The sequence below is a fragment of the Streptomyces canus 299MFChir4.1 genome (assembly GCF_000383615.1).
Taxonomy (GTDB): Bacteria; Actinomycetota; Actinomycetes; order Streptomycetales; family Streptomycetaceae; genus Streptomyces; species Streptomyces canus_C.
In genome coordinates this window covers 518,112-544,025 of sequence record NZ_KB911584.1, presented here as the reverse complement: position 1 = coordinate 544,025, position 25,914 = coordinate 518,112, and the positions used below count along the sequence as shown (strand labels likewise).

25 protein-coding genes are annotated in these 25,914 nt (G+C 71.0%); 12 read left to right on the top strand and 13 right to left on the bottom strand.

What is annotated here, in order from left to right; translation table 11 throughout:
* Positions 1-19: 19 nt before the first annotated feature.
* The 5 genes from H293_RS0110540 (at position 20) to H293_RS0110520 (ending at position 6,853) form a co-directional block, all read left to right on the top strand.
* The gene (locus tag H293_RS0110540; protein ID WP_020117838.1) at positions 20-1,021 is read left to right on the top strand and encodes a hypothetical protein; all 1,002 of its coding nucleotides are present in this window, start codon (positions 20-22) and stop codon (positions 1,019-1,021) included.
* Positions 1,021-2,148 carry a hypothetical protein gene (locus H293_RS0110535; protein WP_020117837.1) on the top strand — a complete coding sequence of 376 codons (1,128 nt, stop codon included), beginning with the start codon at positions 1,021-1,023 and terminating at the stop codon, positions 2,146-2,148. The genes H293_RS0110540 and H293_RS0110535 overlap by 1 nt, the downstream gene beginning before the upstream one ends.
* Positions 2,149-2,164: 16 nt before the next feature.
* A complete protein-coding gene (locus H293_RS59135) occupies positions 2,165-2,338 on the top strand; it encodes a hypothetical protein (protein WP_020117836.1) in 174 nt (57 codons plus the stop codon).
* Between the two features lie 112 nt (positions 2,339-2,450).
* Positions 2,451-5,888, top strand: coding sequence for a DNA polymerase III subunit alpha (locus tag H293_RS0110525; RefSeq protein WP_020117835.1), 3,438 nt, complete (start codon positions 2,451-2,453; stop codon positions 5,886-5,888).
* A complete protein-coding gene (locus tag H293_RS0110520; protein WP_020117834.1) occupies positions 5,885-6,853 on the top strand; it encodes a DNA polymerase Y family protein in 969 nt (322 codons plus the stop codon). Before H293_RS0110525 ends, H293_RS0110520 begins: the two co-directional genes overlap by 4 nt.
* 1 nt (position 6,854) lies before the next feature.
* Here the strand turns inward: H293_RS0110520 and H293_RS0110515 are convergent, their stop codons facing one another.
* Positions 6,855-7,229, bottom strand: a complete 375-nt coding sequence (locus tag H293_RS0110515; protein WP_020117833.1) for a cupin domain-containing protein — start codon at positions 7,227-7,229, stop codon at positions 6,855-6,857.
* Positions 7,230-7,325: 96 nt separating this feature from the next.
* Here H293_RS0110515 and H293_RS0110510 point away from each other — a divergent pair, with 96 nt between their 5' ends.
* Together H293_RS0110510 and H293_RS0110505 are read left to right on the top strand one after the other, a co-directional pair.
* Positions 7,326-7,769, top strand: a complete 444-nt coding sequence (locus H293_RS0110510; protein WP_020117832.1) for a MarR family winged helix-turn-helix transcriptional regulator — start codon at positions 7,326-7,328, stop codon at positions 7,767-7,769.
* A gap of 171 nt (positions 7,770-7,940) precedes the next feature.
* Entirely contained in the window at positions 7,941-8,804 is an 864-nt protein-coding gene (locus H293_RS0110505) for an esterase/lipase family protein (RefSeq protein WP_020117831.1), read from the top strand.
* 56 nt (positions 8,805-8,860) lie between these two features.
* Here H293_RS0110505 and H293_RS0110500 read toward each other — a convergent pair whose 3' ends face one another.
* A complete protein-coding gene (locus tag H293_RS0110500; protein ID WP_020117830.1) occupies positions 8,861-9,865 on the bottom strand; it encodes a lytic polysaccharide monooxygenase in 1,005 nt (334 codons plus the stop codon).
* Between the two features lie 140 nt (positions 9,866-10,005).
* Here H293_RS0110500 and H293_RS0110495 point away from each other — a divergent pair, with 140 nt between their 5' ends.
* The gene (locus tag H293_RS0110495; protein ID WP_020117829.1) at positions 10,006-10,455 is read left to right on the top strand and encodes a GNAT family N-acetyltransferase; all 450 of its coding nucleotides are present in this window, start codon (positions 10,006-10,008) and stop codon (positions 10,453-10,455) included.
* Positions 10,456-10,476: 21 nt separating this feature from the next.
* On the opposite strand, the gene H293_RS60005 is transcribed toward H293_RS0110495, so the two are convergent.
* Positions 10,477-10,611 (bottom strand): hypothetical protein, encoded by a 135-nt coding sequence (locus H293_RS60005; protein ID WP_020117828.1) that lies wholly within the window; start codon positions 10,609-10,611, stop codon positions 10,477-10,479.
* A gap of 140 nt (positions 10,612-10,751) precedes the next feature.
* Here H293_RS60005 and H293_RS0110485 point away from each other — a divergent pair, with 140 nt between their 5' ends.
* Positions 10,752-11,360, top strand: coding sequence for a class I SAM-dependent methyltransferase (locus tag H293_RS0110485; RefSeq protein ID WP_020117827.1), 609 nt, complete (start codon positions 10,752-10,754; stop codon positions 11,358-11,360).
* Here the strand turns inward: H293_RS0110485 and H293_RS0110480 are convergent.
* Positions 11,357-11,854 carry a ribonuclease FAU-1 family protein gene (locus H293_RS0110480; protein ID WP_020117826.1) on the bottom strand — a complete coding sequence of 166 codons (498 nt, stop codon included), beginning with the start codon at positions 11,852-11,854 and terminating at the stop codon, positions 11,357-11,359. The two genes, H293_RS0110485 and H293_RS0110480, sit on opposite strands and share 4 nt — an antisense overlap.
* On the bottom strand, positions 11,835-12,764 hold the full coding sequence (locus tag H293_RS0110475) for a GNAT family N-acetyltransferase (RefSeq protein WP_020117825.1): 930 nt from the start codon (positions 12,762-12,764) through the stop codon (positions 11,835-11,837). Before H293_RS0110475 ends, H293_RS0110480 begins: the two co-directional genes overlap by 20 nt.
* Positions 12,765-12,835: 71 nt before the next feature.
* Between H293_RS0110475 and H293_RS0110470 the strand changes: the two genes are divergently transcribed.
* A complete protein-coding gene (locus tag H293_RS0110470) occupies positions 12,836-13,207 on the top strand; it encodes a GntR family transcriptional regulator (protein ID WP_007380982.1) in 372 nt (123 codons plus the stop codon).
* Here the strand turns inward: H293_RS0110470 and H293_RS0110465 are convergent.
* Entirely contained in the window at positions 13,192-13,923 is a 732-nt protein-coding gene (locus H293_RS0110465; protein ID WP_020117823.1) for a DUF72 domain-containing protein, read from the bottom strand. The two genes, H293_RS0110470 and H293_RS0110465, sit on opposite strands and share 16 nt — an antisense overlap.
* Before the next feature lie 15 nt (positions 13,924-13,938).
* Positions 13,939-15,033, bottom strand: a complete 1,095-nt coding sequence (locus H293_RS0110460) for a DUF5925 domain-containing protein (protein WP_028807729.1) — start codon at positions 15,031-15,033, stop codon at positions 13,939-13,941.
* 167 nt (positions 15,034-15,200) lie between these two features.
* Between H293_RS0110460 and H293_RS0110455 the strand changes: the two genes are divergently transcribed.
* On the top strand, positions 15,201-16,622 hold the full coding sequence (locus H293_RS0110455; protein WP_020117821.1) for a GH39 family glycosyl hydrolase: 1,422 nt from the start codon (positions 15,201-15,203) through the stop codon (positions 16,620-16,622).
* Between the two features lie 33 nt (positions 16,623-16,655).
* On the opposite strand, the gene H293_RS0110450 is transcribed toward H293_RS0110455, so the two are convergent.
* From H293_RS0110450 to H293_RS49315, 6 genes are all read right to left on the bottom strand, one after another.
* Positions 16,656-20,456 (bottom strand): lipopolysaccharide biosynthesis protein, encoded by a 3,801-nt coding sequence (locus H293_RS0110450; protein ID WP_020117820.1) that lies wholly within the window; start codon positions 20,454-20,456, stop codon positions 16,656-16,658.
* A complete protein-coding gene (locus tag H293_RS0110445; RefSeq protein WP_020117819.1) occupies positions 20,449-21,249 on the bottom strand; it encodes a polysaccharide deacetylase family protein in 801 nt (266 codons plus the stop codon). Before H293_RS0110445 ends, H293_RS0110450 begins: the two co-directional genes overlap by 8 nt.
* Positions 21,242-22,231, bottom strand: a complete 990-nt coding sequence (locus H293_RS0110440; RefSeq protein WP_020117818.1) for a glycosyltransferase family 2 protein — start codon at positions 22,229-22,231, stop codon at positions 21,242-21,244. Before H293_RS0110440 ends, H293_RS0110445 begins: the two co-directional genes overlap by 8 nt.
* On the bottom strand, positions 22,228-23,049 hold the full coding sequence (locus H293_RS0110435) for a glycosyltransferase family 2 protein (RefSeq protein ID WP_028807728.1): 822 nt from the start codon (positions 23,047-23,049) through the stop codon (positions 22,228-22,230). Before H293_RS0110435 ends, H293_RS0110440 begins: the two co-directional genes overlap by 4 nt.
* Before the next feature lie 361 nt (positions 23,050-23,410).
* Complete coding sequence (locus H293_RS0110430; protein WP_020117816.1) at positions 23,411-24,532, bottom strand: GNAT family N-acetyltransferase; 1,122 nt, start codon at positions 24,530-24,532, stop codon at positions 23,411-23,413.
* A 1-nt stretch (position 24,533) separates the two neighbouring features.
* The gene (locus H293_RS49315) at positions 24,534-24,929 is read right to left on the bottom strand and encodes a hypothetical protein (protein ID WP_028807727.1); all 396 of its coding nucleotides are present in this window, start codon (positions 24,927-24,929) and stop codon (positions 24,534-24,536) included.
* 186 nt (positions 24,930-25,115) lie between these two features.
* On the opposite strand from H293_RS49315, the gene H293_RS0110420 reads away from it, so the two are divergent.
* Positions 25,116-25,910 carry an SGNH/GDSL hydrolase family protein gene (locus tag H293_RS0110420; protein WP_020117814.1) on the top strand — a complete coding sequence of 265 codons (795 nt, stop codon included), beginning with the start codon at positions 25,116-25,118 and terminating at the stop codon, positions 25,908-25,910.
* The last annotated feature ends 4 nt before the right edge of the window (positions 25,911-25,914 follow it).

Below are 25,914 nucleotides of genomic sequence, written 5' to 3'. Positions count from 1 at the left end.
GACCAAAAGAGGCATCCGCATGAGCACGCCCACCCCAGAACGCGACTCCGGCTGGATCTCCGGCGGGGTCGTCGACGCCGAGGACGCCCGCCTCGCCACCGGCGTGTTCGCCGCGCCCGGGGCGAGCCCGGTGCAGGCCCGCAGCGGTATCCGGCCTGCCACCGGTGACCCCGGCCGGGTCCAGGCCACCGCCACCGTCTCCGGCAAGGTCACCGTCGCTCCCTTCCAGGGGGTGATCCAGGGGACCAGAGCCAGTGCGACCGGCGCCTATCTCGTCACGCTCGGCCAGCAGAAGACCCTCGACGTCCTCGGCACGAACCCCGCGGACCCCAGCAACCCGCGCAACGATCTCGTGGTGGCCCGGCAGCGCGACGCGCAGTACGGCGACGGCGGCACCGGCATGACCGTCGAACTCGTCAAGGGAACGGTCGCCGCGACCCCCACCGACCCCCAGGTGACCGGTGACTTCATCCCGCTCGCCCGGATCAGGGTCGCGAAGAACGCCTCGTCCGTCGCCGCCGCCGACATCGACGACCTGCGCACCTGGACCTCGGCGGTCGGCGGCATCCTGCGGGTCTGGGGCGAGGGCGGCCGGCCCACGTACCCCTACTCCGGCATGTACATCCACCGCTGGGACACCAACCACCTGGAGTGGTACGACAGTTCGGCGGGCTGGCGGGCGGTCAACGACGACACCGGCTGGGTCACCCTGCCCGTTCTCACGAACTGGACCGTGTACAACAACGAGACACCGGCCCTGCGCCGGGTCGGCTCCGTCGTCCATCTGCGCGGTGCCCTCCAGACCGCTGTCGCCCTCTCGACCAACGGCACCCAGATCGTCGCCGTCCCGGCCGCGTTCCGCCCGGTGGTGGGGCACCACTGGTACACCGCGCTGGGCGGTGTGACACGAGGACTCGAACTCATGCTCCGCACCGACGGCTCCGTGGTGCTGTTCCCCCAGGGCGTCCAGCTGCCGGCCGGCCAGTTGATCTACCTCGACACCACCTGGCTGGTGGGCTAGTGACCGGCCGTCCGACCCGCTACACCTACTACACCGCCGACCTCGCCACCGGCGCCATCACCGACGAACTCCCCCTGTACGACGCCACGTTCAGCACCCAGCTCAATGAAGCCGGCGAGTTCCGCGCCCGGTTGCCGCTCGGCGACCCGCGGATCGCCGTCCACCGCCCCCGCGAACTCACCGAACCGGGCCGCGCCGCCCTCTACGTCGAGCGGGACGGCGTGCTCGTCTGGGGCGGCGTGATCTGGACCGTCAAGTACACCTCCGCCGACCAGCATCTGGAGATCGGCGCGGCCGGGTTCCTCTCCTACTTCGACCACCGCCGCGTCCTGCCCGCCGCTTTCGACCCGGCCGCCTCCGACCTGGGCTCCGTCAGCGTCACCTTCACCGACCGCGACCAGAGCGACATCGCCCGCGCCCTCGTCGCCGTCGCCCAGGAACACACCCGCGGCGACATCGGGATACGCCCCGAGTCCGACGCGCTGTCCGGCATCACCCGCACGCTGGTCTATCCCGGCGGCGACCTCAAGAGCACCGGTGAGGCGCTGCGCGAACTGGCCAGTCTGGAGGACGGCCCCGACTTCCTCTTCGACATGGCGTACGGCGGCGACGGCCGTCCCGTGCGCCGACTGCGCGTCGGCACCCCGCACCTCGGCCAGCAGGGCACCCCGCACGTGTGGGAGTACGGCGCCAACCTCATCGGCTACACCTGGCCGGCCGACGGCGCCTCCACCGCGACCCGGGTCTTCGCCCTCGGGGAGCAGGGCGAGGGCAGCCAGCTGGTCGCGATCGCCGAGGACCCCGGCACCGGGCGCCCGCTCACCGAGACCGAGGTCTCCTATGTCCATCTCACCGACATGGACCTGCTGCGCTCCCAGGCCCGCTCGGCCCTCGCCGCCGTCTCGGTGCCCGTCGTCCTGCCCGAGCTGACCGTGCGCGCGGACCGGGAGCCCGTCCTCGGCTCCTATCAGGTCGGTGACGACGCCCTCGTGGTGATCAAGGACGTGTTCTTTCCCGAGGGTGTCCGGTTCGGCGTACGGATCACCGGGATCGAGGTCACCCCGGGCAACGACGCGGGTGAGGAGCAGGTCCAGCTGACCGTCACTCCCGCCACCAGCACCCCATGAACCCGAGGAGTACTCCGTGACCAGGATCAACCGCCCCGACACCCTTCTGACCGAGCTCCGCGACATCAAACGGCGCCTGCACGCCCTGGAGACCGCGCAGCGCGCGACGACCGCCGGGGCCCGGCCGACCGCCGCCGCCGAGCCCCTTGCCGAGGAATCCGCCGAGACCGACACATCCGGGTCCGAATAGGCCGTTTCCGCAGGTGAGAGGTGACTCGAACGCTGTCGTACGCATGTTCGGTTTTTGGTCTATGGTGGAGGTGAGGCGATAGGGAACTGATGTTCGAGAGCGGGAGGTGCGGATGCCTGGCTTCACTCATCTGCACACCGTCTCCGGGTTCTCCCTGCGCTACGGCGCCTCGCATCCGGAGCGCCTCGCCGAACGCGCCTCCGAGCGGGGAATGGACGCCCTCGCCCTCACCGACCGCGACACCCTCGCGGGCACGGTCCGGTTCGCCAAGGCCTGTGCGAAGGCGGGGGTGCGACCGCTGTTCGGGGCGGACCTGGCCGTGGAGGAGGCCGAGCCCGTACGACAGGAGCGGCGCCGTGCTCCCGTGCGCGGAGGTGCCTTCGTCGACGAGTCGGCTCCCCGGGTCACCTTCCTCGCCCGGGACGGCGCCCGCGGCTGGGCCGACCTGTGCCGGCTCGTCACGGCGGCTCACGCCGACAAGGAGGAGCGGGGCACACCGCTGGTACCCCGGACGGAGAACCGGGGGGACGGACTGACCGTGCTGCTCGGGCCCGCCTCCGAGGTCGGCCGTGCCCTTGCCGCCGGCCGCCCCGACCGGGCCGCCCGGCTGCTCGCCCCCTGGCGGGAGATCTACGGCGACGCCCTGCGCCTCGAAGCCGTCTGGCACGGACGCGAGGGCACCGGCCCCGGCTCGCTGCGGCTGGCCGCCCGTACCGTCGGATTCGCCGCCGAGCAGCGGATCCGGCCCGTGCTCAGCAACGCCGTACGCTACGCCGACCCCGGACTGGGCCCGGTCGCCGACGTCCTGGACTCCGCCCGCCGTCTCGTCCCCGTCGGCGCCGTCAAGGAACTGGACTCCGGCGAGGCCTGGCTCAAGGACGAGGGCGCCATGCTGGCGGCCGCGGAGCGGATCGTCGAGGCCGCGGGCTTCCGGCGCGACACCGCGTACCGGCTGCTGGAGCAGACGCAGGCGACGGCCGCCGAGTGCCTGGTCGACCCGGAGGACGACCTCGGGATCGGCACCGCCCACTTCCCCGAACCGCACCTCGTGGGCGCGGGCCGGCGCGGCGCCCAGCGGGCCCTGGCCTCACGGGCGGCGGCCGGGATGGTGCTGAAGGGGTACGCGGGCAGGCGCGCGTACTGGGAGCGGATGCACGAGGAACTGGACATCGTCGCCCACCACGGCTTCGCCTCCTACTTTCTGACGGTCGCTCAGGTCGTCGACGACGTACGGGACATGGGCATCCGGGTCGCCGCACGCGGCTCCGGCGCCGGTTCCCTGGTCAATCACCTTCTGGGGATCGCCCACGCCGATCCCGTCGAGCACGGGCTGCTGATGGAGCGGTTCCTGTCCACCCGGCGGCTCGTCCTGCCCGACATCGACATCGACGTGGAGTCCGCGCGCCGCCTGGAGGTCTACCGGGCGATCATCGGGCGGTTCGGGACCGAGCGGGTCGCCACCGTCTCGATGCCGGAGACGTACCGGGTGCGGCACGCGATCCGGGACGTGGGGGCGGCTCTGTCCATGGACCCCGCCGACATCGACCGCATCGCCAAGTCCTTCCCGCACATCCGGGCCCGGGACGCCCGCGCGGCACTGGAGGAACTGCCCGAACTCAAGGCGCTGGCAGAGGAGAAACAGCGTCACGGCAGGCTGTGGGAGCTGGTCGAGGCTCTCGACGCCCTTCCCCGGGGGATCGCCATGCATCCGTGCGGGGTGCTGCTCTCCGACGCGTCCCTGCTCCGCCGTACCCCGGTCGTGCCGACCAGCGGTGAGGGGCTGCCCATGTCGCAGTTCGACAAGGAGGACGTCGAGGATCTCGGGCTGCTCAAGCTCGACGTGCTGGGCGTGCGGATGCAGTCGGCGATGGCGCACGCGGTCGCGGAGGTGGAGCGGGCGACGGGGGAGCGGGTCGACCTGGACGCGGTACCGCCGGGCGACCCGGCGACGTACCAACTCATCAGGTCCACCGAGACCTTGGGGTGCTTCCAGATCGAGTCGCCGGGACAGCGGGATCTGGTGGGGCGGCTCCAGCCGGCCACTTTCCACGACCTGGTCGTCGACATCTCGCTCTTCCGGCCGGGACCGGTCGCCGCCGACATGGTGCGGCCGTTCATCGAGGCACGGCACGGGCGGGCGCCCGTCAGGTATCCGCACCCGGACCTGGAGCGGCCGCTGGAGGAGACGTACGGGGTCGTCGTCTTCCACGAGCAGATCATCGACATCGTCGACATCATGACCGGGTGCGGGCGCGGCGAGGCGGACCAGGTGCGGCGCGGGCTGTCCGACCCGGAGTCGCAGGGGCGGATCCGGTTCTGGTTCGCCCAGCACGCGGCGGCGAACGGCTATGACGCGGAAACGATTCAGCGGACCTGGGAGATCGTCGAGGCCTTCGGGTCGTACGGCTTCTGCAAGGCGCACGCGGTCGCCTTCGCCGTGCCGACGTACCAGTCGGCCTGGCTGAAGGCGCATCACCCGGCGGCCTTCTACGCCGGGCTGCTCACGCACGACCCCGGCATGTACCCGAAGCGGCTGCTGCTGGCGGACGCGCGGCGGCGCGGGGTGCCGATCCTGCCGTTGGACGTGAACGAGTCGGGGGTCGCCCATCGGATCGAACTGGTGTCCGAATCTCCTTCGGTGTGGGGACTGCGCCTGGCCCTCTCCGACGTGCACGGCATCAGCGAGGCCGAGGCGGCGCGGATCGCCGAGGGGCAGCCGTACGCCTCACTGCTGGACTTCTGGGAGCGGGGGCGGCCGAGCCGTCCGGTGGCCCAAAGACTGGCCCAGGTCGGCGCGTTGGACGCCTTCGGTGCCAACCGGCGGGACCTGCAACTGCACCTGACCGAGCTGCACCGGGGCGCACGCGCCGGCCGCGGGGGCCAACTCCCCTTGTCCGGCGGGCGGAAGACGGCTCCGGCGGGACTGCCGGACCTGTCCTCCGTGGAGAAGCTCAGCGCCGAGCTGGGAGTGCTGTCGATGGACGTCTCGCGCAATCTGATGGACGACCACCAGGAGTTCCTCCAGGAGCTGGGCGTGGTCAGCGCGCGACGGCTGCGCGAGGCACGGCACGGCGAGACCGTGCTGGTCGCGGGGGCCAAGGCGGCCACCCAGACACCGCCGATCCGGTCCGGCAAACGGGTCATCTTCAGCACCCTGGACGACGGCACCGGCCTGGTCGACCTCGCCTTCTTCGACGACTCCCACGACGCCTGCGCGCACACCGTCTTCCACTCCTGGCTGCTGCTGGTGCGCGGGGTGGTGCAGCGGCGCGGCCCGCGCAGCCTCAGCGTGGTGGGCGCGGCCGCCTGGAACCTCGCCGAACTGGTCGAACTGCGGGACGGGGAAGGCCTCGACGCGGTGGCGGCACGCCTGGCCGAGCCGGTGCCGGCAAGGCGGCCCGGTGGCGAGGCCGACGATCCGACCGGCGGCAGGCGAATCCACATGCCGACGGGATACGAACTGCATCCGTGGGCCGATCTGCGTCCGGCGGGTCAAGAGGCATCACAGGTACGGAAGTTGTGGCACCAGAGTCCGGGGAGTGCGGGATGACCATCCTCTGCGTACGTTTCCAGCTGCCGCCGACGCGGGAGGCGGCCCTGCCCGAACTGCTCGGCCTCCTTGAGGAGTTCACGCCGGTCGTCGAAGCGTTGCCGCCGGACCGGGCGCTGGCCGATCTGCGGGGCGCCGAACGGTACTTCAAGCGGGACGCCGTCGAACTGGCCTCGGTGATCCGGGTCCGCGCCCTCGCCCTGCACGGCGTCGACTGCGCGATCGGCGCCGGGCCCGGGCCGATGCTGGCCCGCATGGCGCTGAAGGACGCCCGGCCCGGGGTGACCTGTGCGGTTCCCGAGGGCACGGCGGCGGACTTCCTCGCCGGCCGGCCCGTCGCCGCGCTCCCCGGCGTCGGCGCCGCGACCGCCCGCGTCTTGTGCGAGTACGGCCTCGACACCCTGGGCCGGGTCGCCGCCGCACCCCTGTCCACACTCCAGCGCCTGGTCGGCGCCAAGGCCGCCCGTGAACTGCACGAGAAGGCGAACGGCGTGGACCGCGGCCGGGTGGTCCCGAACGGCGTCTCCCGCTCCCTCGCCACCGAACGCCCCTTCATCCGCGATGAGTTGGACCCCGACCAGCACCGCCGCGCCCTGCTCTCCGCCGCCGAGGAACTGGGCTCCCGGCTGCGTGCCCTCGACAAGGTCTGCCGCACCCTGACTCTCACCGTCCGCTACGCCGACCGCACCGCGACCACCCGCAGCCGCACCCTCGGCGAACCCACCGCCCACTCGGCGGCCCTCACCAGGGCGGCCTACGGCATGTACGAGGCCCTCGGTCTCCAGCGCGCCCGGGTCCGCTCCGTCTCCCTGCGCGCCGAGGGCCTCGACCCCGCCGAACAGGCCTCCCGCCAGCTCACCTTCGACCCCACCGACGAGAAGCTCCGCCGTATCGAGGAGGCCGCGGACCGCGCCCGGGCGAGGTTCGGACCGCTGGCGGTGCTGCCGGGGACGCTGGCCGCGTAGGTCAGTTGGCCCACGGCGGGGTGATACGGGTGCCGTCCGCCAGCGTCGCCTCCAGGCCGACGGAGGTGGTGACCCAGGTGAGGGCGGTGTGATCGGTGGGGTTCTCGACGGCGAAGGTCACCCCGGGGTTGACGATCACGGTGTCACCGGCGGTGATCCGATGCGTGGCGTCGTCGAGGGTGATCCGGAGTTCGCCGATGAGCAGATGGAAGATCTCCTCGCGGTTGACGGTGTGCGCCTGCGCCTTCGTCCCCGCGGGGATCTCGCCGCGCCAGGCGCAGAGCTCCTTGGCGCCGCTGAGCGGGGTGGCGTACGAGACGAAACGGGCGCCGTGGATCTCGTGGGTGACGGCGTCGGACGAGCGGACTACGGGCATGCGGGACCTCCGAGTCGTAAATGGTCAAGCAGCTTGACTATATTTCTCCATAGTCAAGCTGCTTGACCAATTCGTCAAGGGTGTTTCAATGCCTGGGTGCAGAACTCCGAAGCCCTCGCCCTCGCCGCCACCCTGCTCGCCGCCGCCGGTGATCTGACCCAGCGCATCAACGACGGGGTGGTCGCCCGGGGGTTCGAGGCGCGGCCCGCCTGGGGTTTCGCGTTCGCGCGGCTCGCGCCGGACGGGGCCACGGTCACCGAGCTGGCCGGTCATCTCGGGGTGACCAAGCAGGCCGCGAGCCAACTGGTCGACGAGATCGTGCGCAAGGGCTACGCCGAGCGTCGGCCGCATCCCGCGGACGCGAGGGCCCGGCTCGTCGTGCTGACCGAGCGGGGGTGGGCCTGCACCCGTGCGGCCGAGGAGGCCGCAGCGGAGGCCGTGCGGGCGTGGGTCGATGTACTCGGTGAGGGTGAAGTGCGCGCGTTGCGCGAGCGATTGGGGCGTATCGCTCCCTATGGTCCCATCAGGCCCGCCTGGTGATGGTTCATCAGCAGATGCATGCGAAATGGTTAGCACTGGAAGTTTTTACTGACGCGTAACTTCACAAGTGCACTACTCCTCCGTAACTTTCGAATTGAACAGCATCCTCGTGATCCGGGTCACAGGGCGTACGGCCATCGCAACTCCCTTGAGCCGCAAGGAGATCACCCGATGCTGCCCTGGAAACGACTGCTCAGACCCCTCGCCGCCCTGCTGCTGACCGCCACGGTCGCCATCGTCCCCGCCGCCACCGCCGCCCAGGCGGCCGACGCCCCGAGCAGGGGCTGGAACGACTACTCGTGCAAGCCCTCCGCCGCCCACCCCCACCCGGTCGTCCTCGTCCACGGCACCTTCGCGAACTCCGTCGACAACTGGCTGGCCCTCGCCCCGTATCTGGAGAGCCGCGACTACTGCGTCTTCTCCTTCGACTACGGTCAGCTCTCCGGCGTCCCCCTCTTCTATGGCCTCGGCCCCATCGACAAGTCGGCGGAGCAGCTGAAGACCTTCGTCGACAAGGTGCTCACCGCCACCGGCGCCGCCGAGACCGACCTCGTCGGTCACTCGCAGGGCGGCCTGATGCCCCGCTACTACCTCAGGTTCCTCGGCGGAGCCGCCAAGGTGAACGCCCTCGTCGGCATCGCTCCCGACAACCACGGCACCACCCTGTCGGGCTTGACCAACCTGCTGCCGTACTTCCCGGATGTCGGGGACTTCCTCACCACCAACACCCCCGCCCTCGCCGACCAGGTCGTCGGCTCCGCCTTCCTCACCAAGCTCAACGAAGGGGGTGACACCGTACCCGGCGTCAAGTACACAGTCCTCGCCACCAAGTACGACGAGGTCGTGACGCCGTACCGGAGCCAGTTCCTCAGCGGGTCCGGCGTCCACAACGTCCTGCTCCAGGACCTGTGCCCGCTCGACCTCTCCGAGCACGTGGCCATCGGGCTGTTCGACCGGATCGCCTTCCACGAGGTGGCCAACGCCCTCGACCCGGCCCACGCCACCGCCACCACCTGCGCGTCGGCGCTGAGCTGAGCGCCGCCGGGGCCTGTCCGGCCTGAGCCGCCGGTCAGGCCCCGGAGTTCATTCGGTCAACGGCCGTTCCGTCCGCCGTCGTGCACCGCGCGCCGGCGCACCGAGCCGAACAGGACCGCCGCGCCGACCGCGAGCGTGGCGGCGCCGCCCATCGCGAGATACGCCGTGCTGCTGTCGCCGCCCGTCTCGGCGAGCTTCGGCGAAGTGCCCGCCGCCCGCACGTCAGGGGCCGGAAGGCTCTCCGTCCCGGCGGCCAGCGGCTCCGCCGACGTACCGGCGTCGTCGTCGCCGTGCCCGTGGTGCTCGACCGTCGACTTGCCGGTGCCGTCCTCGATCTGCTCCTCGGAGGGTGCGGAGGCGCTCGGAGCCGGCGTCGAACCGCCCGCTGTGCCACCGGAGTCGCCGCCGCCCCCGAACGTCACGTCCGAGCACGAGTAGAACGCCTCGGGACTGTCCGAGCGCTGCCAGACGGCGTACAGGAGCTGCTTCCCGGAGCGCTGGGGCAGGGTGCCGGAGAAGGTGTAGAAACCGCCCGAGGCGACCGGGTCGGTAGCCGTCGCGACCGGGTGGGACAGATCCAGGTCGTCCCAGGCCGGCGGGTGCGTCGGGTCGTAGCCCTGCTTGGTCAGGTACACCTTGAAGGTGCCCTTGTGCGGGGCGGTCACCCGGTACTTGAAGGTGTACGACCCGCTGCTCACGCTCGTCGCCGGCCAGTCGGCGCGGGCCAGGTCGAGCCCCTTGAACTCGTCGTTGTTCGCGCTGCACAGCCTGCCGTCCGGGATCAGCTCCTGGTGCCGGCCGTTCGCGTCACCGATGCGGATGCCGTTCCAGTCGTAGAGCGCCTGAGTGCCTCCCCCAGAGGGGGTACCCCCAGCCGCGACCGCCGCCCTGCACGCGTCGGACCTCGGGCTCTCGGGACCCTCCGCGTAGCACTGCGAGACCCGGCTGACCGGGTCGCCCATCGAACCGTGCGCGGACGCGGGCGCGGCGGCCAACGCGGCCAGGGCGAACGGGGCCAGGCCGACGGCGGCGACGGCTGCGGCCTTGCGGCGTGCGGGCATGGGGGATCTCCTCGGAACCGGTACTGACGGGTGCCGGATCAAAGAAACCCTGAAATCCCCAGCCTGTGAGGGCCGGTGGTGATCTTTATGGCCCTCTTAAGGGAGTGCTGAGACGGAGATCAGGTAAGTAGCGTGCGCGCATGACGAACGAGGAGATCCGACGCGCCGACGCGTCCGACGTACCGACCGTGAAGGCCGTGACCGACGCGGCGTACGAGCACTACATCGAGCGCATCGGGCGGGTGCCGCAGCCCATGGAGCGGGACCACGCGGCGAACGTGGCCGCGGGGCAGGTCTTCGTGACCGGGGATCCCGTGGTCGGGCTCGTGGTGGTCGAGGAGTACCCGGATCATCTGTACCTCGACAACATCGCCGTCCGCCCCGACGCCCAGGGGCAGGGCGTGGGAGGACGGCTGCTGCGGTTCGTCGAGGCACACGCGCGTGCGCTGGGACTGCCCGAGGTCAGGCTCTGTACCAACGCGATGATGTGGGAGAACCAGGAGATCTATCCGAAGTTCGGTTATGAGGTCGTGGAACGGCGAGTGGACGGGCCCTATGACCGCGTCCACTACCGCAAGCGACTGGTCTGACACGGAGCATGCCTGCCGCCGTCAGCCGTCGGGCCACCAGGTACGCGCGATGTCCTTGCGGACCTCGGGTCGTCCCGCGGGGCGCTCGTCGGCCTCCTCGGGGAGTCGCCGGGCGTCCGTCCTCTTCAGGGGCTTCTGCACGGTGGTGCGGCGCATGGCTGCCTCCTTCAGTGCCTACCGAGTTCCGCGTTCTCACGGAGGTAGACGCTTTCGGGGAGAGTTCCTCATCGGTCCCCGCTCTGTCAGTGGCGGCTGTCACGATTCGACTGTCAGTGGCGGGTGTCACTCTTGGGCGCATGACGCAGAACAGTGACGGTGGGGGCGTGGACGGTGTGGACTGGGACGCCGAGGCGGGATCCTTCGACGAGGAGCCGGATCACGGGTTGCGGGACCCCGAGGTGCGCGGGGCCTGGGCCGAGAGGCTGCGGGGGTGGCTACCGGAAAGAGCGTCCGACGTCCTCGACCTCGGGTGCGGGACCGGGAGCCTGTCACTCCTCGCGGCCGAGCAGGGGCACCGGGTGACCGGGGTGGATCTCTCCCCGGCCATGGTGGACCTGGCCCGCGCGAAGCTCGCCGGGCGTGACGCGGTGTTCCTCGTCGGTGACGCGGCGCTGCCCCCGGTGGGGGAGCAGCGGTTCGACGTCGTTCTGGTGCGGCATGTCCTGTGGGCGCTGCCGGATCCCGGGCGGGCGCTGCGGCAGTGGTGGGGGTTGCTGCGGCCGGGCGGCCGGCTGGTGCTGGTGGAGGGGGTGTGGGGGGCCTTCGGGATAGCTGCCGAGACGGTGACGGGGCTCGCGGAGCCGCTCGGCGGGCGGGTGCTCGTGGAGCGGCTCTCGGGGGAATCCGTGTTGTGGGGGAAGGACGTGGACGACGAGCGGTATGCGGTGGTGGTGCGGGGCGACTAAGAAATCGGGGGCCACTGCTGTGTGTGGGCCAGCTTTTCCAACTCGTCCAGAGCCGTTGTCGCCGCTGAGGCGGCCGCGGGGTCCCTCTCCGCCAGACCGCTCTCCTCGAACTCGTCCTCGTCCAGACGCAGCACCTCCGTGCCGTCCGCCGAGACCCACAGGTCCAGGTCCAGGTCCTCCACGACCAACTCGGCGCCGTCCAGTGTCGCCGGGCGGGTGATGTCGCAGTACCAGCCCTTCAGGGTGCCGTCCGAGGAGCGGACCTCCTTGACGGCGTACCAGCGGTCCCGCCAGTAGTGCTCGGTGAAGACGTTGCCCGGCTCGAAGCGGACGAAGCCGAAGTCACGGACACCCTCGCCCGCCCAGGGAGCGCGGACGGTGACGCGGTTGCCGTCGTCGGTGAGGAGCTCGGCCGCGTAGCGGATCTTCGTGCGGCCCGCCTTGAGCAGGACGACGTCCACCCGCCGCAGGGGCTCAGGTGAGTTCGCGGACATGACGTACCTCCGTGGCGCAGATCTCGTATCCGAACCACTTGTTGATCGCGAGCATGGGTTCGTTGGCGGCGTCGTTGCCGGTGAAGGCCTCCGTACAGCCGGCGGCGCGGGCGCGGTGCAGGGAGGCGTTCTTGGCGAGCTTGGCGAGGCCGCGGCCGCGGAAGGCGCGGGCGGTGCCGGTCATGGCGGTGGCGTAGCGGCCGGCGCCGTCGGTGTGGGCGGCGCTGAAGGCGGCCGGACGGCCGTCGACGAGGGCGATCGTGGTCAGGGCGCGATCGAGGAGAGGGTGTTTCCAGTTCTCCTCGACCCACACCTCGTAGTCCGTGAACTCGGTGCCCACGTCGCTCGGTTCGTCCCCCGCGGTCTCCGCGTCCAGCAGGAAGAAGGGCCGCGGGTCGTCGGCGAAGTCGGCGGCGGTGCGCAGTTCGACGCCCGGGGGAAGGGGCTGGAGCGGGGGCAGCGCGCCGTTCGCCAGGTCCAGGCGCAGGAAGTGCGCGGAGCGGCTGGGCCGGTAGCCGTGCCGCTCGGCGAACACCCGGTTCTGCGGCTCGTCCAGGACCCAGGCGAACAACGTGGTCGCCCCGTGCGCCGCCAGGTGCTCCTCGGCGGTGCGTACGAGGAGGGCGCCGGCACCGCGCCGGGTGCGGTCCGGGTGCACATAGATGTTGAGATATCCCTGGCCCGGCTCCGGGCTGTCATGGGCGAGGCCGAGCTGGGCCGTGCCGATCACCTCGCCGTCCTCCTCGGCCACGAGGGAGCGGTAGTGCGCGTCCGGGTGGGTGTGGACGAGGCGGTGCAGCACACCGGCCGGGGTCCACAGCATGAAGGGGATGGCCAGATGGCGGACATGGGCGAACTTCTCGACATCGGCCGGGTCCTGGGGGCGCAGATCGCGCACGATCACGGTCATGACGGCGCACGTTACGGGGGGAGCCTGCACCGGTGCCTCTCATTTTCCGGTGGGTGCGGGACAATCGGCTCGTGACCTTGAAGATCCACATCGACGACAGTGCGCCGCCGTACGAGCAGGTGCGGGTGCAGATCTCCGAGCAGGCGCGGGCGGGGGTGCTGCCGGTGGGGTACCGGCTGCCGACCGTGCGGGGGCTCGCGGAGTCGCTCGGGCTCGCCGCGAACACCGTCGCCAAGGCGTACCGGGCGCTGGAGAGCGACGGGGTGATCGAGACACGCGGCCGCAACGGCACGTTCGTCGCCGCGGCCGGTTCGGCGGCGGAACGGGAACTCGCGTCGGCCGCCCAGGCCTACGTGGAGCGGGCCCGGCGACTGGGGCTGACGGAGGGCGACGCCCTGGCGGCCGTACGGGACGCGCTGCGGGCGGCCTACGGTCGGGGCTGACCCAGAGACGCGAACAGCTTCGCGTTCCGCACGGCGGCACCGTTCGGATCGTTGTTGAAGTACACGTAGACGTCCTCGTCCCCGGCCCAGGTGTCCCCGATCCGCCCGGCCCAGGTCTCCAGGGACCGTCTGCCGTAGTGCGGCCACGCCTGCGCCCGGCCCTCGTGGAAGCGGACGTACCCCCAGTCGGTGGTGCGCCACAGGGGGCTCACCGGGCGGGCCCGGACGTCGGCCCAGCACAGGGCGGCACCGCGGGTCTCCAGGACCTTGCGGGTCCCGGGCGTCCACCAGGAGGCGTGGCGGGGTTCGACCGCGACCCGCGTCGACGCGGGGAAGCAGGCCAGGCAGGCGTCCAGCAGGTCCGTGTCGGCGCGCAGGGTCGGGGGCAACTGGAGGAGCACCGGGCCCAGTCGGTCGCCCAGCCCCTCCGCGTGGCTCATCAGGCGGCGCACCGGCTCCTCGGGATCCTTCAGCCGCTTGATGTGGGTCAGGTACCGGCTCGCCTTCACCGCCACCACGAAGTCCCCCGGCACCCGCTCGCGCCACGTCTCGAAGGTCTCCCTGCTCGGCAGCCGGTAGAAGGCGTTGTTGATCTCGACCGTCGGGAAGTGCTCCGTGTACTCCTCCAGCCAGAGCCGCACGGGGACGCCATCGGGGTAGAGGACGCCCCGCCAGTCCTTGTACTGCCACCCCGACGTGCCGACGAACAGGGTCATACACCCATCAAAGCACTACAGGTACAGCCCCGCGTCCGCCCCGGGCCGGGGCTCCGGCACCGCCGTCGGCGACGTGCCCCGGCGCAGCGCGTACAGCTCCGCCAGGGTCGCCCCCTCACGGCCCACGCCCTCCTCGGCGCCGAGCCAGCCCACGGCCTCCCCACGGGTCAGCGGGCCCACCTCGATCCGGGCCAGACAGCGGCCGGGGCGGACCACGGCGGGGTGCAGGCGCTCCAGGTCCTCGTTGGTGGTGACGCCGACCAGGACGTTGCGGCCCTGGCCCAGCAGACCGTCGGTCAGGTTCAGCAGCCGCGACAGGGCCTGGCCCGCCGTGTGCTTGGCCTCGCCGCGGATCAGCTCGTCGCAGTCCTCCAGGAGCAGCAGCCGCCAGCGGCCCTTGCCCGTCGAGTCGTCCTCGCCGATCGCGATGTCCATCAGATAGCCGACGTCGCTGAACAGCCGCTCCGGGTCCAGGACGCAGTCCACCTGGCACCAGTCCCGCCAGGAGCGGGCCAGTGTGCGCAGGGCGGAGGTCTTGCCGGTGCCCGGCGGGCCGTGCAGCAGGAGCAGGCGGCCCGCGATGTCCTCCGGGGTCGTCTTCATCAGGCGGTCCATCGCGTCCGCGACCGGCGCCGTGTAGTTCTGGCGGACCTCGTCCCAGGTGCCCGCGGAGATCTGCCGGGTCGTGCGGTGCGGGCCGCGCCTGGGGGAGACGTACCAGAAGCCCATCGTCACGTTCTCCGGCTGGGGTTCGGGCTCGTCCGCCGCGCCGTCGGTGGCCTGGTCGAGGACCTTCTTGGCCAGCTCGGGCTCGGTCGCCGTGACGGTGACGTCGGCGCCGCGGTTCCAGCGGGAGACCAGCAGGGTCCAGCCGTCGCCCTCGGCGAGCGTCGCGCTGCGGTCGTCGTCGCGGGCGACGCGCAGCACCCGGGCGCCCGGCGGCAGGAGGGTGGCCCCGGTGCGGACCCGGTCGATGTTGGCCGCGTGGGAGTACGGCTGCTCGCCCGTCGCGAAGCGGCCGAGGAACAGCGCGTCGACGACGTCGGACGGCGAGTCGCTGTCGTCGACGTTGAGCCGGATCGGCAGAGCGTCGTGTGGGTTCGCAGACATGCGGCCCATGATCCGGCACGGGACCCCCATACGCACCCGGTTTCCGGAGTGCGCGGATCGTGTCGCCGGCGTCCGGTGTTTCCGGTCTGTCCGCTACCTCCTGTTACAAGGCTGTGCATCTCCGACATCTGCCCGCGCAGGTGTGTTCGCGGATACCGTTGCCCCCGATGGGACGTCATGAGTGGTATTCGGGGGCACGGCGGTGGCGGCTCACCGCTCTGCTCGGGGTGGGCGCGGTGGCTCTGGCGCTGGTCGTGACCCTCCTCAACACGCTTCCGGGCGGCGGCGCGGGCACCGACGGCACCTCACGCAACGGCGACCGGGTCCACGGCACCCCGACGACCACACCGGACGCGGACACCCCGGACGTCGGCTGGGGCTTCACGCACACCCAGTTCAGCGCCGACGAGGGCAGCTCCGCGGCCGGCGAGCGGGTCGGACAACGGATCGAGGACGCGGGCGGTCTCCCGCAGAACCAGCACATCATGGGCTGGGGCGCCGACAACCCCGAGCCGGTCAAGGGGCGGTACGACTTCGAGGACCTGGACCGGCGCGTGGACTTCATCCGCGCCTCCGGGTCCACGCCGACCCTCACCCTGTGCTGCGCGCCGGACTGGATGAAGGGCGGCGAGGCGGGCGTCGGCAAGACCGACTGGAGCAAGGCGGCGCTGGAGACCGCGCCGGACCCCGCCCACTTCGAGGACTACGCCGCGCTCGCCGCGACCGTCGCCAAGCGGTACCCGGACGTACGCCACTTCATCGTCTGGAACGAGTTCAAGGGTTTCTGGAACGACGCGAAGGCCCGCTGGGACTACGAGGGTTACACCCAGCTCTACAACCTGGTCTACAAGGCGCTGAAGAAGGTCGACCCCAAGATCATGGTGGGCGGGCCGTATCTCGTGATGGACAGCGTCGACCCGCGCTCCGGGGACGCCTCCGCGACCTTCAAGGGCGCCTGGGGCGCGATGGACCAGCGGATCCTCGACGCCTTCGACTACTGGAACAGGAACAAGGCCGGTGCCGACTTCGTGGTCGTGGACGGCTCCAGCTACACCAACGACGACGAGCTGTTGCCGAACGAGTTCGCGGCCACCGACAAGTTCACCGCGGTGAGCACCTGGGTGCGGCAGCGGACCGGGAACCTGCCCCTGTGGTGGGCCGAGTACTACGTCGAGCCCGCCGACAGCCAGGACGAGCGCGAGGGCTGGTCGGAGAACCGCCGGGTCGCGGTGCAGGCCGCCGGAATGATCGCGCTGGCCAAGGGCGGCACCACGTCCGCCTTCTACTGGAACCCGGAGAACGAGAAGGGCACGGACTGCGCGGGCTGTCTCTGGACACCGACGGACAGCGGGAGCGGAGGACGGAAGCTGCCGATGTTCGACCTGCTCAGCCGGTTCAACAAGGCCTTCGCGCCGGGGAGCACGTACGAGAACGTCTCCGTCGCCGCCGATGACGTGCCCAACGTCCGGGTCCTCGCCACCGACCGGACGGTCCTGGTGGTGAACACCCTGAACCGGCAGATCAGCGCCGATGTCGACGGGAAGAGGTTCGACATGCAGGCATATGAGGTCAAGTGGCTCACCCGCTGAGCCACTTGACCTCCGAAAGAACCTCCGAAGGCGTCACTTCATCGTCAGGAACCGCTGCACCAGCGCCGCCAGGAACACCGCGAGCAGTGGCAGCGCGAACCAGAAGCTGCTCTGCAGCCACCGCAGCTGCCGCACCCCCGGCCGCACCGCGACCCGCACCACCTCCCGGGCCGAGAGCAGCAGGATCAGCGCCAGCGCGGCCAGCGCCCCCACCACCGACCACGGCGTCCAGGTCACCTGCGGTCCGATCGGCCCCGGATCGGCCCTGGGAACCTTCCCGGCGGGCTGGTCCCGCAGCGCGTACATGGTCACGTCGTCGTTGGTGAGGACCCGCTTGAGCTCCTTGCGGCCGTCGAGGTTGTCGAGCAGCCGCGGTTCCCACGTCCGCGAGTAGCCCACGTCCAGACGCAGATAGGTGACCTGGCTGACGTTGACCATCAGATACGAGTTCGGGCCCGCGTCCTTCAGCGCCTTGACCAGGCTCGACACCAGCACCGGGTCGGTCGGCGCGAGCGTCGGCACGTAGGACACCTTCTCCATGTCCTTCGCGCCCCACGGCATCGCCGGCGTCACGTTGTTCAGCGTGTCATTGGACAGCCACAGCACCCGGACCGTCGGATCGTCGTGGGCGTAGACGTAGTCCATGGCGGCGACCTCGCCGGGCTGGATCCGCTCGAACGGCTCGTTGCCCCAACGGGCCACCAGGAAACCGCCGATGAGCAGCAGACCCGCCATCAGCGCGGCCACCGGGGCGAGAGAGACCCGGTCCTTCTCGCGTTCCTTCGCGGTGACCCCGGTGCGCGGGAAGAGCGCCAGCGCGGCGAGCAGACCGGCACCCGGCAGGGCGAACATGAAGACCCGCAGCGCCATCTCGCCGCCGTACGACTGCATGCCGAAACCGAGGAACGGGACGAAGGTGAGGACGAGCAGCGCGGCTTCCCGGTACTTGTGCTCGCGCCGCCGCCACCAGCCGTAGCAGGCGAGGGCCATGACCCCGCCGGCCAGCAGCACGCGCACGTACAGGACCAGCTTGTGCGTCGAACTGCCGCCCTCGATACGGCCGGAGACCGACGAGGAGACGTTGCCGCCGACGCCACCGACCCCGCCGAAGAGGTCGTCGAAGTGGCCCGACCAGTACGGCTCGGCCATCCAGCCGATCCAGGCGGCGACCATGACGGCGAACAGGATGGGCAGACCGCGCAGTTCGCTGCGGCCGATCAGGACGAGCACCGCCAGCACGCCGAGCATCACGAACGGGGTGAGCTGGTGGGCGGGCACGCTCGCCGCGAACAGACCGATCAACACCGCGAGCAGTACGGCCCGTTGGCGGCGGTTCGTCGGTTCGACCTCCGCCTCGCCGGGCCGCCGCTTCGTCCAGATCACGCGCGGGGCGCGGAACCAGACCAGCAGGACCGCCACGAACACCAGATACAGCAGATAGGTGAACCCCTGCGGGGAGAAGTAGTCCTGGCCGACCCAGCCGCTGAGTACGAAGATCCAGATGCCGGTCCACTTGGCCCGCCAGCTCGCCCGCATGTGCCGTACCAGCAGGAACATCGGCACCAGGTAGGCGAGTTGGATCGCGGTGGGCCACCAGCGGATGATCTCGGTGAAGTCTGTGACCCCGCAGGCCTGCCCGACGAACGAGGCCACCGCGAAGAAGCCCGGCCAGCTCCAGCGGGCGTCCAGGTCGGGCACCGCGGAGCCGGTCCGGTCGATGTAGTCGAGGAACCCGAGGTGCTGCCAAGCCGTCGCGAACCGCGGTTCGGCCTCGATCACCGCGGGCAGCGCGTGCAGCGAGAACACGGTCGCCACCAGAGTGAGCAGCAGCAGCGCCTTGTGCTCGCGGCCCAGCCAGAGCAGCGAGGCGAAGACCACGACCAGGAGCGCCGCGCCGGCCAGCGTGGGCAGCGGCAGGACCGAGATCAGCCCTAGCCCGCCCATCCGGTCCAGGTCTGCCTCGCCCAGACCCAGGGCCGGCACCCAGTACAGGAGCAGCGCGACGGCCAGCAGACAGCCGAGGAACACCCCGAGCCAGGTGGGCTGGAGCCGTTCCCGCCACGACAGGGGCCGCGGCGGCTCGGCGGGCTGTGGCGCCTCCTCCGGTACGGCGGGCTCCTCCGGTACGTCGACCTCCTTGCCCGCGTCGAAGGCCACCTCGAACGGCGCGTCCACCTCCGTCTCGGCCGGTCCCACGGAGGACTCGGAGCCCGGTTCCCGTGCCTCCACGGGCAGCCCGAGCTCGGGCGGCTTCCGCAGCGCCCACGTCGGCCGGTCGCGCGTCACGCCGGTCACGGGTGTGCCGGTGGGCGGGGTGCCGGGTCCCGGGCGTACGTCCGGACGGCGTTCCTGGTGGTCGAAGTCGACGTGGATACCCAGCGCGAGGGTGTCCTGGTCGAGCGCCCAGCCGGGACGGCGGGCACGGCCCGCGGCCGGTACCTCGCGCGCCCCGAGGTCGGCGAGGTCGCCGTCGGGAGCCGCGGTCGCGGGCACCTCGGCCGGTGCGAGCCGGACCGTCCGGTACAGCCTGGGCGCGGCGATCGCGACGATCACCGCGAGCGAGGAGATCTCGGCGACGCCCGCTCCGGTCAGCCCCATGCGGGGCAGGAGCAGCAGCGTCAGACCGAGCACCATCACGCACAACAGGCCCTGCAACCAGGCGAGTCCGGAGGTACGGCTCTGTGCGCGCAGCACCGCGAAGTACGTCTCCATGACGACCCGGAGCACCGCGCCGACGGCGAACCAGCGCAGCAGCGGGGTGGCCGCGTCCGCGTACCCCGCCCCGAACACGCCGAGGATCCAGGGCGCCCCGAAGAACAGGACCCCGGCCACCGGCAGCATGATCCGCGCCATCCGCTTCAGCGCGGCCCGGGTGTTGGCGGCCAGCCGGCCCGGGTCGTGCGAGCCCTCGACGGTCAGGGAGGCACCCATGTTGATGGCGAGCAGGTTGCAGGTGCCGCCGATCGTCGTGGTGATGTAGAAGTACGCGTTGTCCTGGGAGCTGACCTGGGAGGCCACGATCACCGGGACCAGGTAGACCACGGCGAGCGAGAACAACGAGCCGGTGTAGTCGCCCGCGAGGAAGCGCCCGATCTCCCTGAGGGAGGGCGGCTTCGCGTGGCCCTCGGTCGCCTTCACATGGCGCGGCGCCAGACGCCGGAACACCATCCAGCCCAGCGGCAGCACCGAGACGGCGATCGCCGCGACCCACGACACGAAGACACCGGCCGTCGGGATCGCCACCGCGAACGCGACCAGGAGTCCCAGCTTCACCGCGGAGAACACGGTGTTGCCGACCGGCACCCACAGCGCGCTGCGCAGCCCCGTCAGCACCCCGTCCTGGAGGGTGAGCACGTTCCAGGCGACGACGGCGGCGATGAAGCCGAGCCCGTTCACCGGCCCGTGCAGGAACCGGTACGACGGCCCCCACGCGTCCAGGGTGAGCAGGAAGACGACGGCGGCGATCGCCACGAGCACCGAACTGCCCGCGTACGTGCGGGCGATGAGGCGCCCCGTGGCCCGGCCCGCGACCGGTATGAAGCGGGCCAGCGCTCCGGTCAGGGTCACCGCGGTCAGTCCCGCGAGGAGTTTCATCGCGGCGATCGCGGCGGAGCCCTGGCCGACCGCCGACTCGGAGTAGTAGCGGGCGGCCGCCAGCCAGAAGCCGAGGCCGAGCACCGCGGAGATACCGGTGTTGAGCATCAGGGCGTAGGCGTTGCGGAACAGCTGGTTGCCGCCCCCACCCAGTCCGGGCAGCCGAAGACGGCGCCCCGACTGCTCGGGCGCCTTGGCCGCGGTCGACTCGGGCTCGGTCGTGGTCGTCGTGTCAGACACGGGAACGGGAGACCTTCCGGCGGACCTGTCGTGCTCTTCGGACCAACGCGTACCCCTTGGTGAGGGCACGGTCCCTGGCGAAGTCCCGGGCGATCGCACGGCCCTGGACGAGCCGCTCGAACTCCTCGGCCGTGGTGGCGCGGCGCACGGTCAGCCGCGTCAGCGCGTACGGCCCCTGGCGGCGCCGCGCGAGGGCGTTGTTCACGGCCAGAGCCTGGCCGTACCCGGTCTCGCGGGCCGCCTCGCGCACCCGGCGGCTGGAGTAGCCGTACGGGTAGGCGAGCGAGACCGGCGCGGTGCCGACCTCGTCGGTGACGATCTCCCTGGAGTGGATCAGCTCGTGGCGCAGCGCGCCGTCGTCGAGCTGGTCGAGCTGCGGGTGCGTGTGGGTGTGGCCGCCGATCTCGACGTCCGCCGCGGCGAGTTCGCGGACCTGGTCCCAGTCGAGCATGGTGTCCAGGCCGCCGCCCGTGTCGTACGCGCCCCGGAGCCAGCCGGTGGAGACGAACACCGTCGCCGGGTAGCCGTGCTTGGCGAGCACGGGCAGGGCGTGCCGGTGGACGCCCTCGTAGCCGTCGTCGAAGGTGATCAGGACGGGCCGCGCGGGCAGCGGCCGGCCGTCGCGCCAACGGGCCGCGAGATCCGCCGTCCTGACCGGGGTGAGTCCCGACTCGCCGATCAGTTCCATCTGTTGGGCGAAGGCCTCCGGGGACACCGACAGCACGCGGGTGGCGTCGTTCGGGTCGGTGGCGACCGCGTGGTACATGAGGATCGGTACGGGCGGCTCAGCCATGTCTGTCCCCCTCAATTTTCACGACCGAGAAGGTGGCTCCTCCCCGCCACGCCCGGACGGTGCCGACCACGTACCCGCCGGCCGCGGTGAGCACCCCGGCGACGATCGCGCCCGCCCGGCCCGCGCCGCCCGGCCGGGCCAGCGCGGCGTCCCGCAGCCCGCGCACCACCCCGGCCGGCAGCACCCGGGTGGCGTACCGGCGCTCCGACTCAAGTCCCTTGTCCGCGCCCACGCTTCGGGCCACCAGCGCCTTCGACAGGCCCTCCGCGTACGCGCGCGTGCGGAAGTACCCGAAGTGCTCGCGCACCTCTGGCACCCGGTGGTGGATCACCGCCCGGTCGTCGATCAGCAGGACCGCGTCCGGTCTGGCCCGGCTCAGCCGGATGCACAGTTCCGTCTCCTCGCAGCCCAGCGGGCGCTTGTCGCCGTCCCGTCCGATGCCGGTGGCGAAGCCGCCCGCCGCGTCGAACGCGCTGCGGCGGAAGGAGGCGTTGCCCCCGAGGACGTTGCGCACCCGGACCAGGCCGGCCGGGATGCCCTTGTAGGTGCAGCCGACCACCCAGTCGAATTCCCGCGGGAACCAGGCCGGCCGGCGCCCCGACGCCCAGATCGGCACCGTTCGGCCGCCGACCGCCATGACCCGCGGGTCGGCGTAGGCGGCGGCGAAGTGCCGCAGCCAGTCGCGCTCGGCGACGGCGTCGTCGTCCAGGAAGGCGATCACCTCCCCTCGCGCGGCGGCGATCCCCGTGTTGCGGCCTGCGGACAGGCCGCGGGGGCCCGCGTTGGCGAACACGCGGACCTCCCGGACTTCCTTGTACTCCTTGGTCAGGCGGTCCAGGAGCGTCGCATTGTGGTCGACGACCAGCAGCGTCTCCAGGGCCGGATACGACTGCGTCCGCACCGAGGCGACCGCCGCGAGGATGTCCTCCCAGCGGTCCTCGGTGTACACGCAGATCACGACGGAGATGTCGGGATCGCTCAAGACACCTCTCCCCGGCGCGAGTCGAGCAGCGGCGAGTGGTGGGTGCGGCGGCGCAGCGCACGCCGGTTGGACCGCTCCCCGAGGATCACCTTGAGCACCCGGAACCCGTCCCGGACGGCCCGCAGATTGCTCGCGCCGTGGATGCGCAGGTACTCGTAGCTCGGTATCTCCTGCACCTTCAGCCCCGCCTTGACGACCCGGATGTTCATCAGGGTCTCCACCTCGAAGCCGGTGCAGTCGAGGTCGATCTTGTCGAGGCAGTGCCGCCAGAAGGCGTTGTACCCGTAGCACAGATCCGTGTAGCGGGCGCCGAACTTGTGGTTGACGATGGTGCACAGCGCCCAGTTGCCGAGCTTGCGGATGAAGGTCATGTCGTCGGTGCCGCCGCCGTTGGCGAAGCGGGACCCCTTGGCGAAGTCCGCGCCCGAGACGAGGGCGGACACATAGGAGACGATCTCGTTGCCGTCGGCCGAGCCGTCCGCGTCGATCATGACGACGATGTCACCGGTGCAGGCTTCGAACCCGGTGATCAGGGCGTCTCCCTTGCCCTTGCCGTGCTGCTCCACGACCTTGACCTCGGGCCACAGCTCGCGGGCCACCGCGACGGTGTCGTCCGTGGAGTTGCCGTCCACCAGGACCACTTCGTGGATCCAGTCGGGCAGGGTCTTGAAGACGTACGGAAGGTTCTCCGCCTCGTTCATGGCGGGTATGACCACGCTCACCGGTGGCGCGATGGCCAGGTGGGTGGAGATCGGCCGGTACTGGCTGGCTGTCGGCACATCCTGGCCGGCAGTCGCCGGGCGCAGAACTGAACTCATGAGTCTGGTTCCCTCTCGTCCGGTGGACCGCCCTCCCCTGGGCGGTCCGGCTTGTTGCTCCGGTTCGAAAGGGGGGTTCTCACACACGGCATGCCGGAAGGAATCTCCGTACGTGCCGGGTGAGCTGGCAAAGCTGGCCGACCGCCGTCGTGCTGTGCTTGTTCAGGAAAACGACAGCCGGTCGCGCGGCACGACTCGGTCACCTGTGCGGTCACCGAGCACGGCACCCCCCTACCGCGCCCCGCGCCCCCGTCGCGGTTCTTGAGCCCTCCCCTAGAGCCGCTTGATGACGGGACGGTGCGGGTGTGATGTATGACGGTATTGACGATTGAACCCGTATGGCAAGACCTGGAACGAGGCCTCACGTTTTTGTTGGTTTGACCGTTACAGTCCTTCCTGAGCGGATCTTGCCCACCTTCTTCAACAGTCTGTCGGCGGGTTCGAACAGCTCCGGCCGTGCCACCACGGCGTTGCGCAGTGTCCGCACCGGAACCCGGCGGACGCGGTGTCCGACCGCGACCGGGTGCCGGCGGGTCACCCACCCCTCCGACACGGTCAGTTCCCGTGTCTTCAGGGAGTCCTTGTACTCCTTCTGCCCCCGGCCCAGGTCGAGGTACGCGACACCGTCGGCGGCGGCCGCCTCGGCCATCCGCAGATGCAGGACCAGGCCCGGGGAGTACTTCGCGTACTCCGGGTCGTACGCCGGGAACCAGCACGCGAGGACGCGCTCGGTGCGCAGCCCGAAGTGGGCGGCGACCGGCTTCCCGTCGGCGTACAGCACCGAGAGGATCCCGGCGAACGGCTCGGAGCGGGTGTGGAACAGCCGCTCCACGAGCCGGGCGATCCACTCGTGTGCGAAGCGGTCGCTGCGGCCGGTCCTGCGGTACTGGGCGGACTTCCAGCCCATCAGGGTGCGCAGGGCGGCCGGGTCGCGCTCGTCGTGGACGTAGCGCAACTCGCTCGCCGTACGGGCCAGTCGGCGCTCCTTGGCGAGGGTGGTGCGGGTGAACTTCGGCGAGCGCTCCCGCAGTCCGGCCAGATAGGCCGCGTACCCCTGCTCGACGTCCATGACCGGAGAGGGGAACCTGCCGGAGGCCTCCGCCTCGAACGGCCCCTGGCCCTCCACCAGATGATCGAACTCCCAGACCGCCAGCCCGCAGGCGCGCAGCAGCTCCCGGGCGTCCCAGGTGAATCCCGGCCGGTGTACCAGTCCTTGGGCATCCGAGATGCCGAGGCCGACTGCCCGGCCGACACCGGCGGCGGTTCTCTGGAAGGGGAGGAACGCGGCGGGCTCGCCCTGTTCCCGTACGACGGCGATCCGCACGCCCCGTCTGCACCGGCCCACCGCGAGCGCGAACTCGGGGGACAGGAACGGGTTCGCGAGACCCGGCGCCCCGTGCAGATGGGCCTTGGACTGCACGGCGGTCCACGCCACCCGGTCGGCCGCGCTCAGCTCGCCGGGGCGGTACACGCTGATGTCCACGTCAGAGGTCCTGCCCCTGCACCGCGCGGTGCCGCCGTATCAGCACCAGCAGCAGGATGAGGACGCTGATCACGGCCATCGCCGTGACACCGCCGCGCGCCGACCAGCGGTGCGTGGCCAGCATGCCCTGGGCCACCAGCATGTTGAGGACGACCGAGCCGGCCAGCGAGGCCAGCGCCCGGGCGAAGGGATCGAAGCCGCGCAGGGCGGCGGCGATACCGGCGGCGGGTGCCGCGAGCAGGAAGAAGAGCGTGAGCGGGGCGCGCAGCGGTGAGTCGGAGCCGGTGAGCGCGAGCAGGGCACCCCATCCCCCCACGGTGGTCGCGGCGCCCGCGAGCAGTGGCGTGAGGTCTCTTCCGGACGCACGCGAAGGTCTCCGGATACGTGTTGTCTGCATGGGCGACGTTTCCCCCCAGAAAGCGCCGGATGCCGGACTTCAATGTCGCGCAGTGCCTGGGGGAGCGTCAAGAGCGCACGGCGGCGCGGGCCGTGGTGCCGGCACCGATTTTGGCATGAACACTTCCCGTTGGTGCGTGTCGTTGCTACGACGGATACGGCAGAGATCCTGCTAAAGGGAGGTTCCATGAGACGTTCCCGATTTGCCGCGTACGTCGGCTCACTCCTCCTCGCCCTCGCCGCAGTCCTCACCGGGACAGGCACCGCCCACGCCGCCCAGGGCCCCTATGTGGCCCTGGGGGACTCCTATTCCTCGGGTGTCGGCGCGGGCAGCTACATCGGTTCGAGCGGCGACTGCAAGCGCAGCACCAAGGCCTACCCCTACCTCTGGGCGGCCGCCCACTCACCCTCGTCGTTCACGTTCGCCGCATGCTCGGGCGCCCGTACGGGTGATGTTCTGGCGAATCAGCTGACCCCGCTCAGCTCCGCCACCGCACTCGTCTCCATCAGCATCGGAGGCAACGACGCCGGTTTCTCCGACGTCATGACGACCTGTGTGCTCCAGTCCGACAGCTCCTGCCTCTCCCGGATCAACACCGCGAAGGCGTACGTCGACTCGACGCTCCCGGGCCAACTGGACACCGTCTACGCGCAGATCAGCGGCAGGGCCCCCAACGCCCACGTGGTCGTCCTCGGCTACCCCCGCTTCTACAAGCTCGGCACCACCTGCCTCGGCCTCTCCGAGACCAAGCGGAAGGCGATCAACGACGCCGCCGACTACCTCGACACCGCGATCGCCAAGCGGGCCGCGAACCACGGCTTCGCCTGGGGTGACGTCCGCTCCGCCTTCACCGGCCACGAACTCTGCTCCGGCAGCGCCTGGCTGCACAGCCTCAACCTGCTCAACATCGGCGAGTCCTACCACCCGACCGCGGCCGGCCAGTCCGGCGGCTACCTCCCGGTCCTGAACAGCGCGGCCTGATCAC

Coding starts and splice junctions, on each gene's coding strand:
- H293_RS0110505 (WP_020117831.1), top strand. CDS start 7,941: ATGCTGCCCTGGAAACGACTGCTCAGACCCCTCGCCGCCCTGCTGCTG.
- H293_RS0110495 (WP_020117829.1), top strand. CDS start 10,006: ATGACGAACGAGGAGATCCGACGCGCCGACGCGTCCGACGTACCGACC.
- H293_RS0110525 (WP_020117835.1), top strand. CDS start 2,451: ATGCCTGGCTTCACTCATCTGCACACCGTCTCCGGGTTCTCCCTGCGC.
- H293_RS0110485 (WP_020117827.1), top strand. CDS start 10,752: ATGACGCAGAACAGTGACGGTGGGGGCGTGGACGGTGTGGACTGGGAC.
- H293_RS0110455 (WP_020117821.1), top strand. CDS start 15,201: ATGGGACGTCATGAGTGGTATTCGGGGGCACGGCGGTGGCGGCTCACC.
- H293_RS0110445 (WP_020117819.1), bottom strand. CDS start 21,249: ATGGCTGAGCCGCCCGTACCGATCCTCATGTACCACGCGGTCGCCACC.
- H293_RS0110420 (WP_020117814.1), top strand. CDS start 25,116: ATGAGACGTTCCCGATTTGCCGCGTACGTCGGCTCACTCCTCCTCGCC.
- H293_RS49315 (WP_028807727.1), bottom strand. CDS start 24,929: ATGCAGACAACACGTATCCGGAGACCTTCGCGTGCGTCCGGAAGAGAC.
- H293_RS60005 (WP_020117828.1), bottom strand. CDS start 10,611: ATGCGCCGCACCACCGTGCAGAAGCCCCTGAAGAGGACGGACGCCCGG.
- H293_RS0110435 (WP_028807728.1), bottom strand. CDS start 23,049: ATGAGTTCAGTTCTGCGCCCGGCGACTGCCGGCCAGGATGTGCCGACA.
- H293_RS0110475 (WP_020117825.1), bottom strand. CDS start 12,764: ATGACCGTGATCGTGCGCGATCTGCGCCCCCAGGACCCGGCCGATGTC.
- H293_RS0110520 (WP_020117834.1), top strand. CDS start 5,885: ATGACCATCCTCTGCGTACGTTTCCAGCTGCCGCCGACGCGGGAGGCG.
- H293_RS0110465 (WP_020117823.1), bottom strand. CDS start 13,923: ATGACCCTGTTCGTCGGCACGTCGGGGTGGCAGTACAAGGACTGGCGG.
- H293_RS0110500 (WP_020117830.1), bottom strand. CDS start 9,865: ATGCCCGCACGCCGCAAGGCCGCAGCCGTCGCCGCCGTCGGCCTGGCC.
- H293_RS0110480 (WP_020117826.1), bottom strand. CDS start 11,854: ATGTCCGCGAACTCACCTGAGCCCCTGCGGCGGGTGGACGTCGTCCTG.
- H293_RS0110460 (WP_028807729.1), bottom strand. CDS start 15,033: ATGTCTGCGAACCCACACGACGCTCTGCCGATCCGGCTCAACGTCGAC.
- H293_RS0110540 (WP_020117838.1), top strand. CDS start 20: ATGAGCACGCCCACCCCAGAACGCGACTCCGGCTGGATCTCCGGCGGG.
- H293_RS0110515 (WP_020117833.1), bottom strand. CDS start 7,229: ATGCCCGTAGTCCGCTCGTCCGACGCCGTCACCCACGAGATCCACGGC.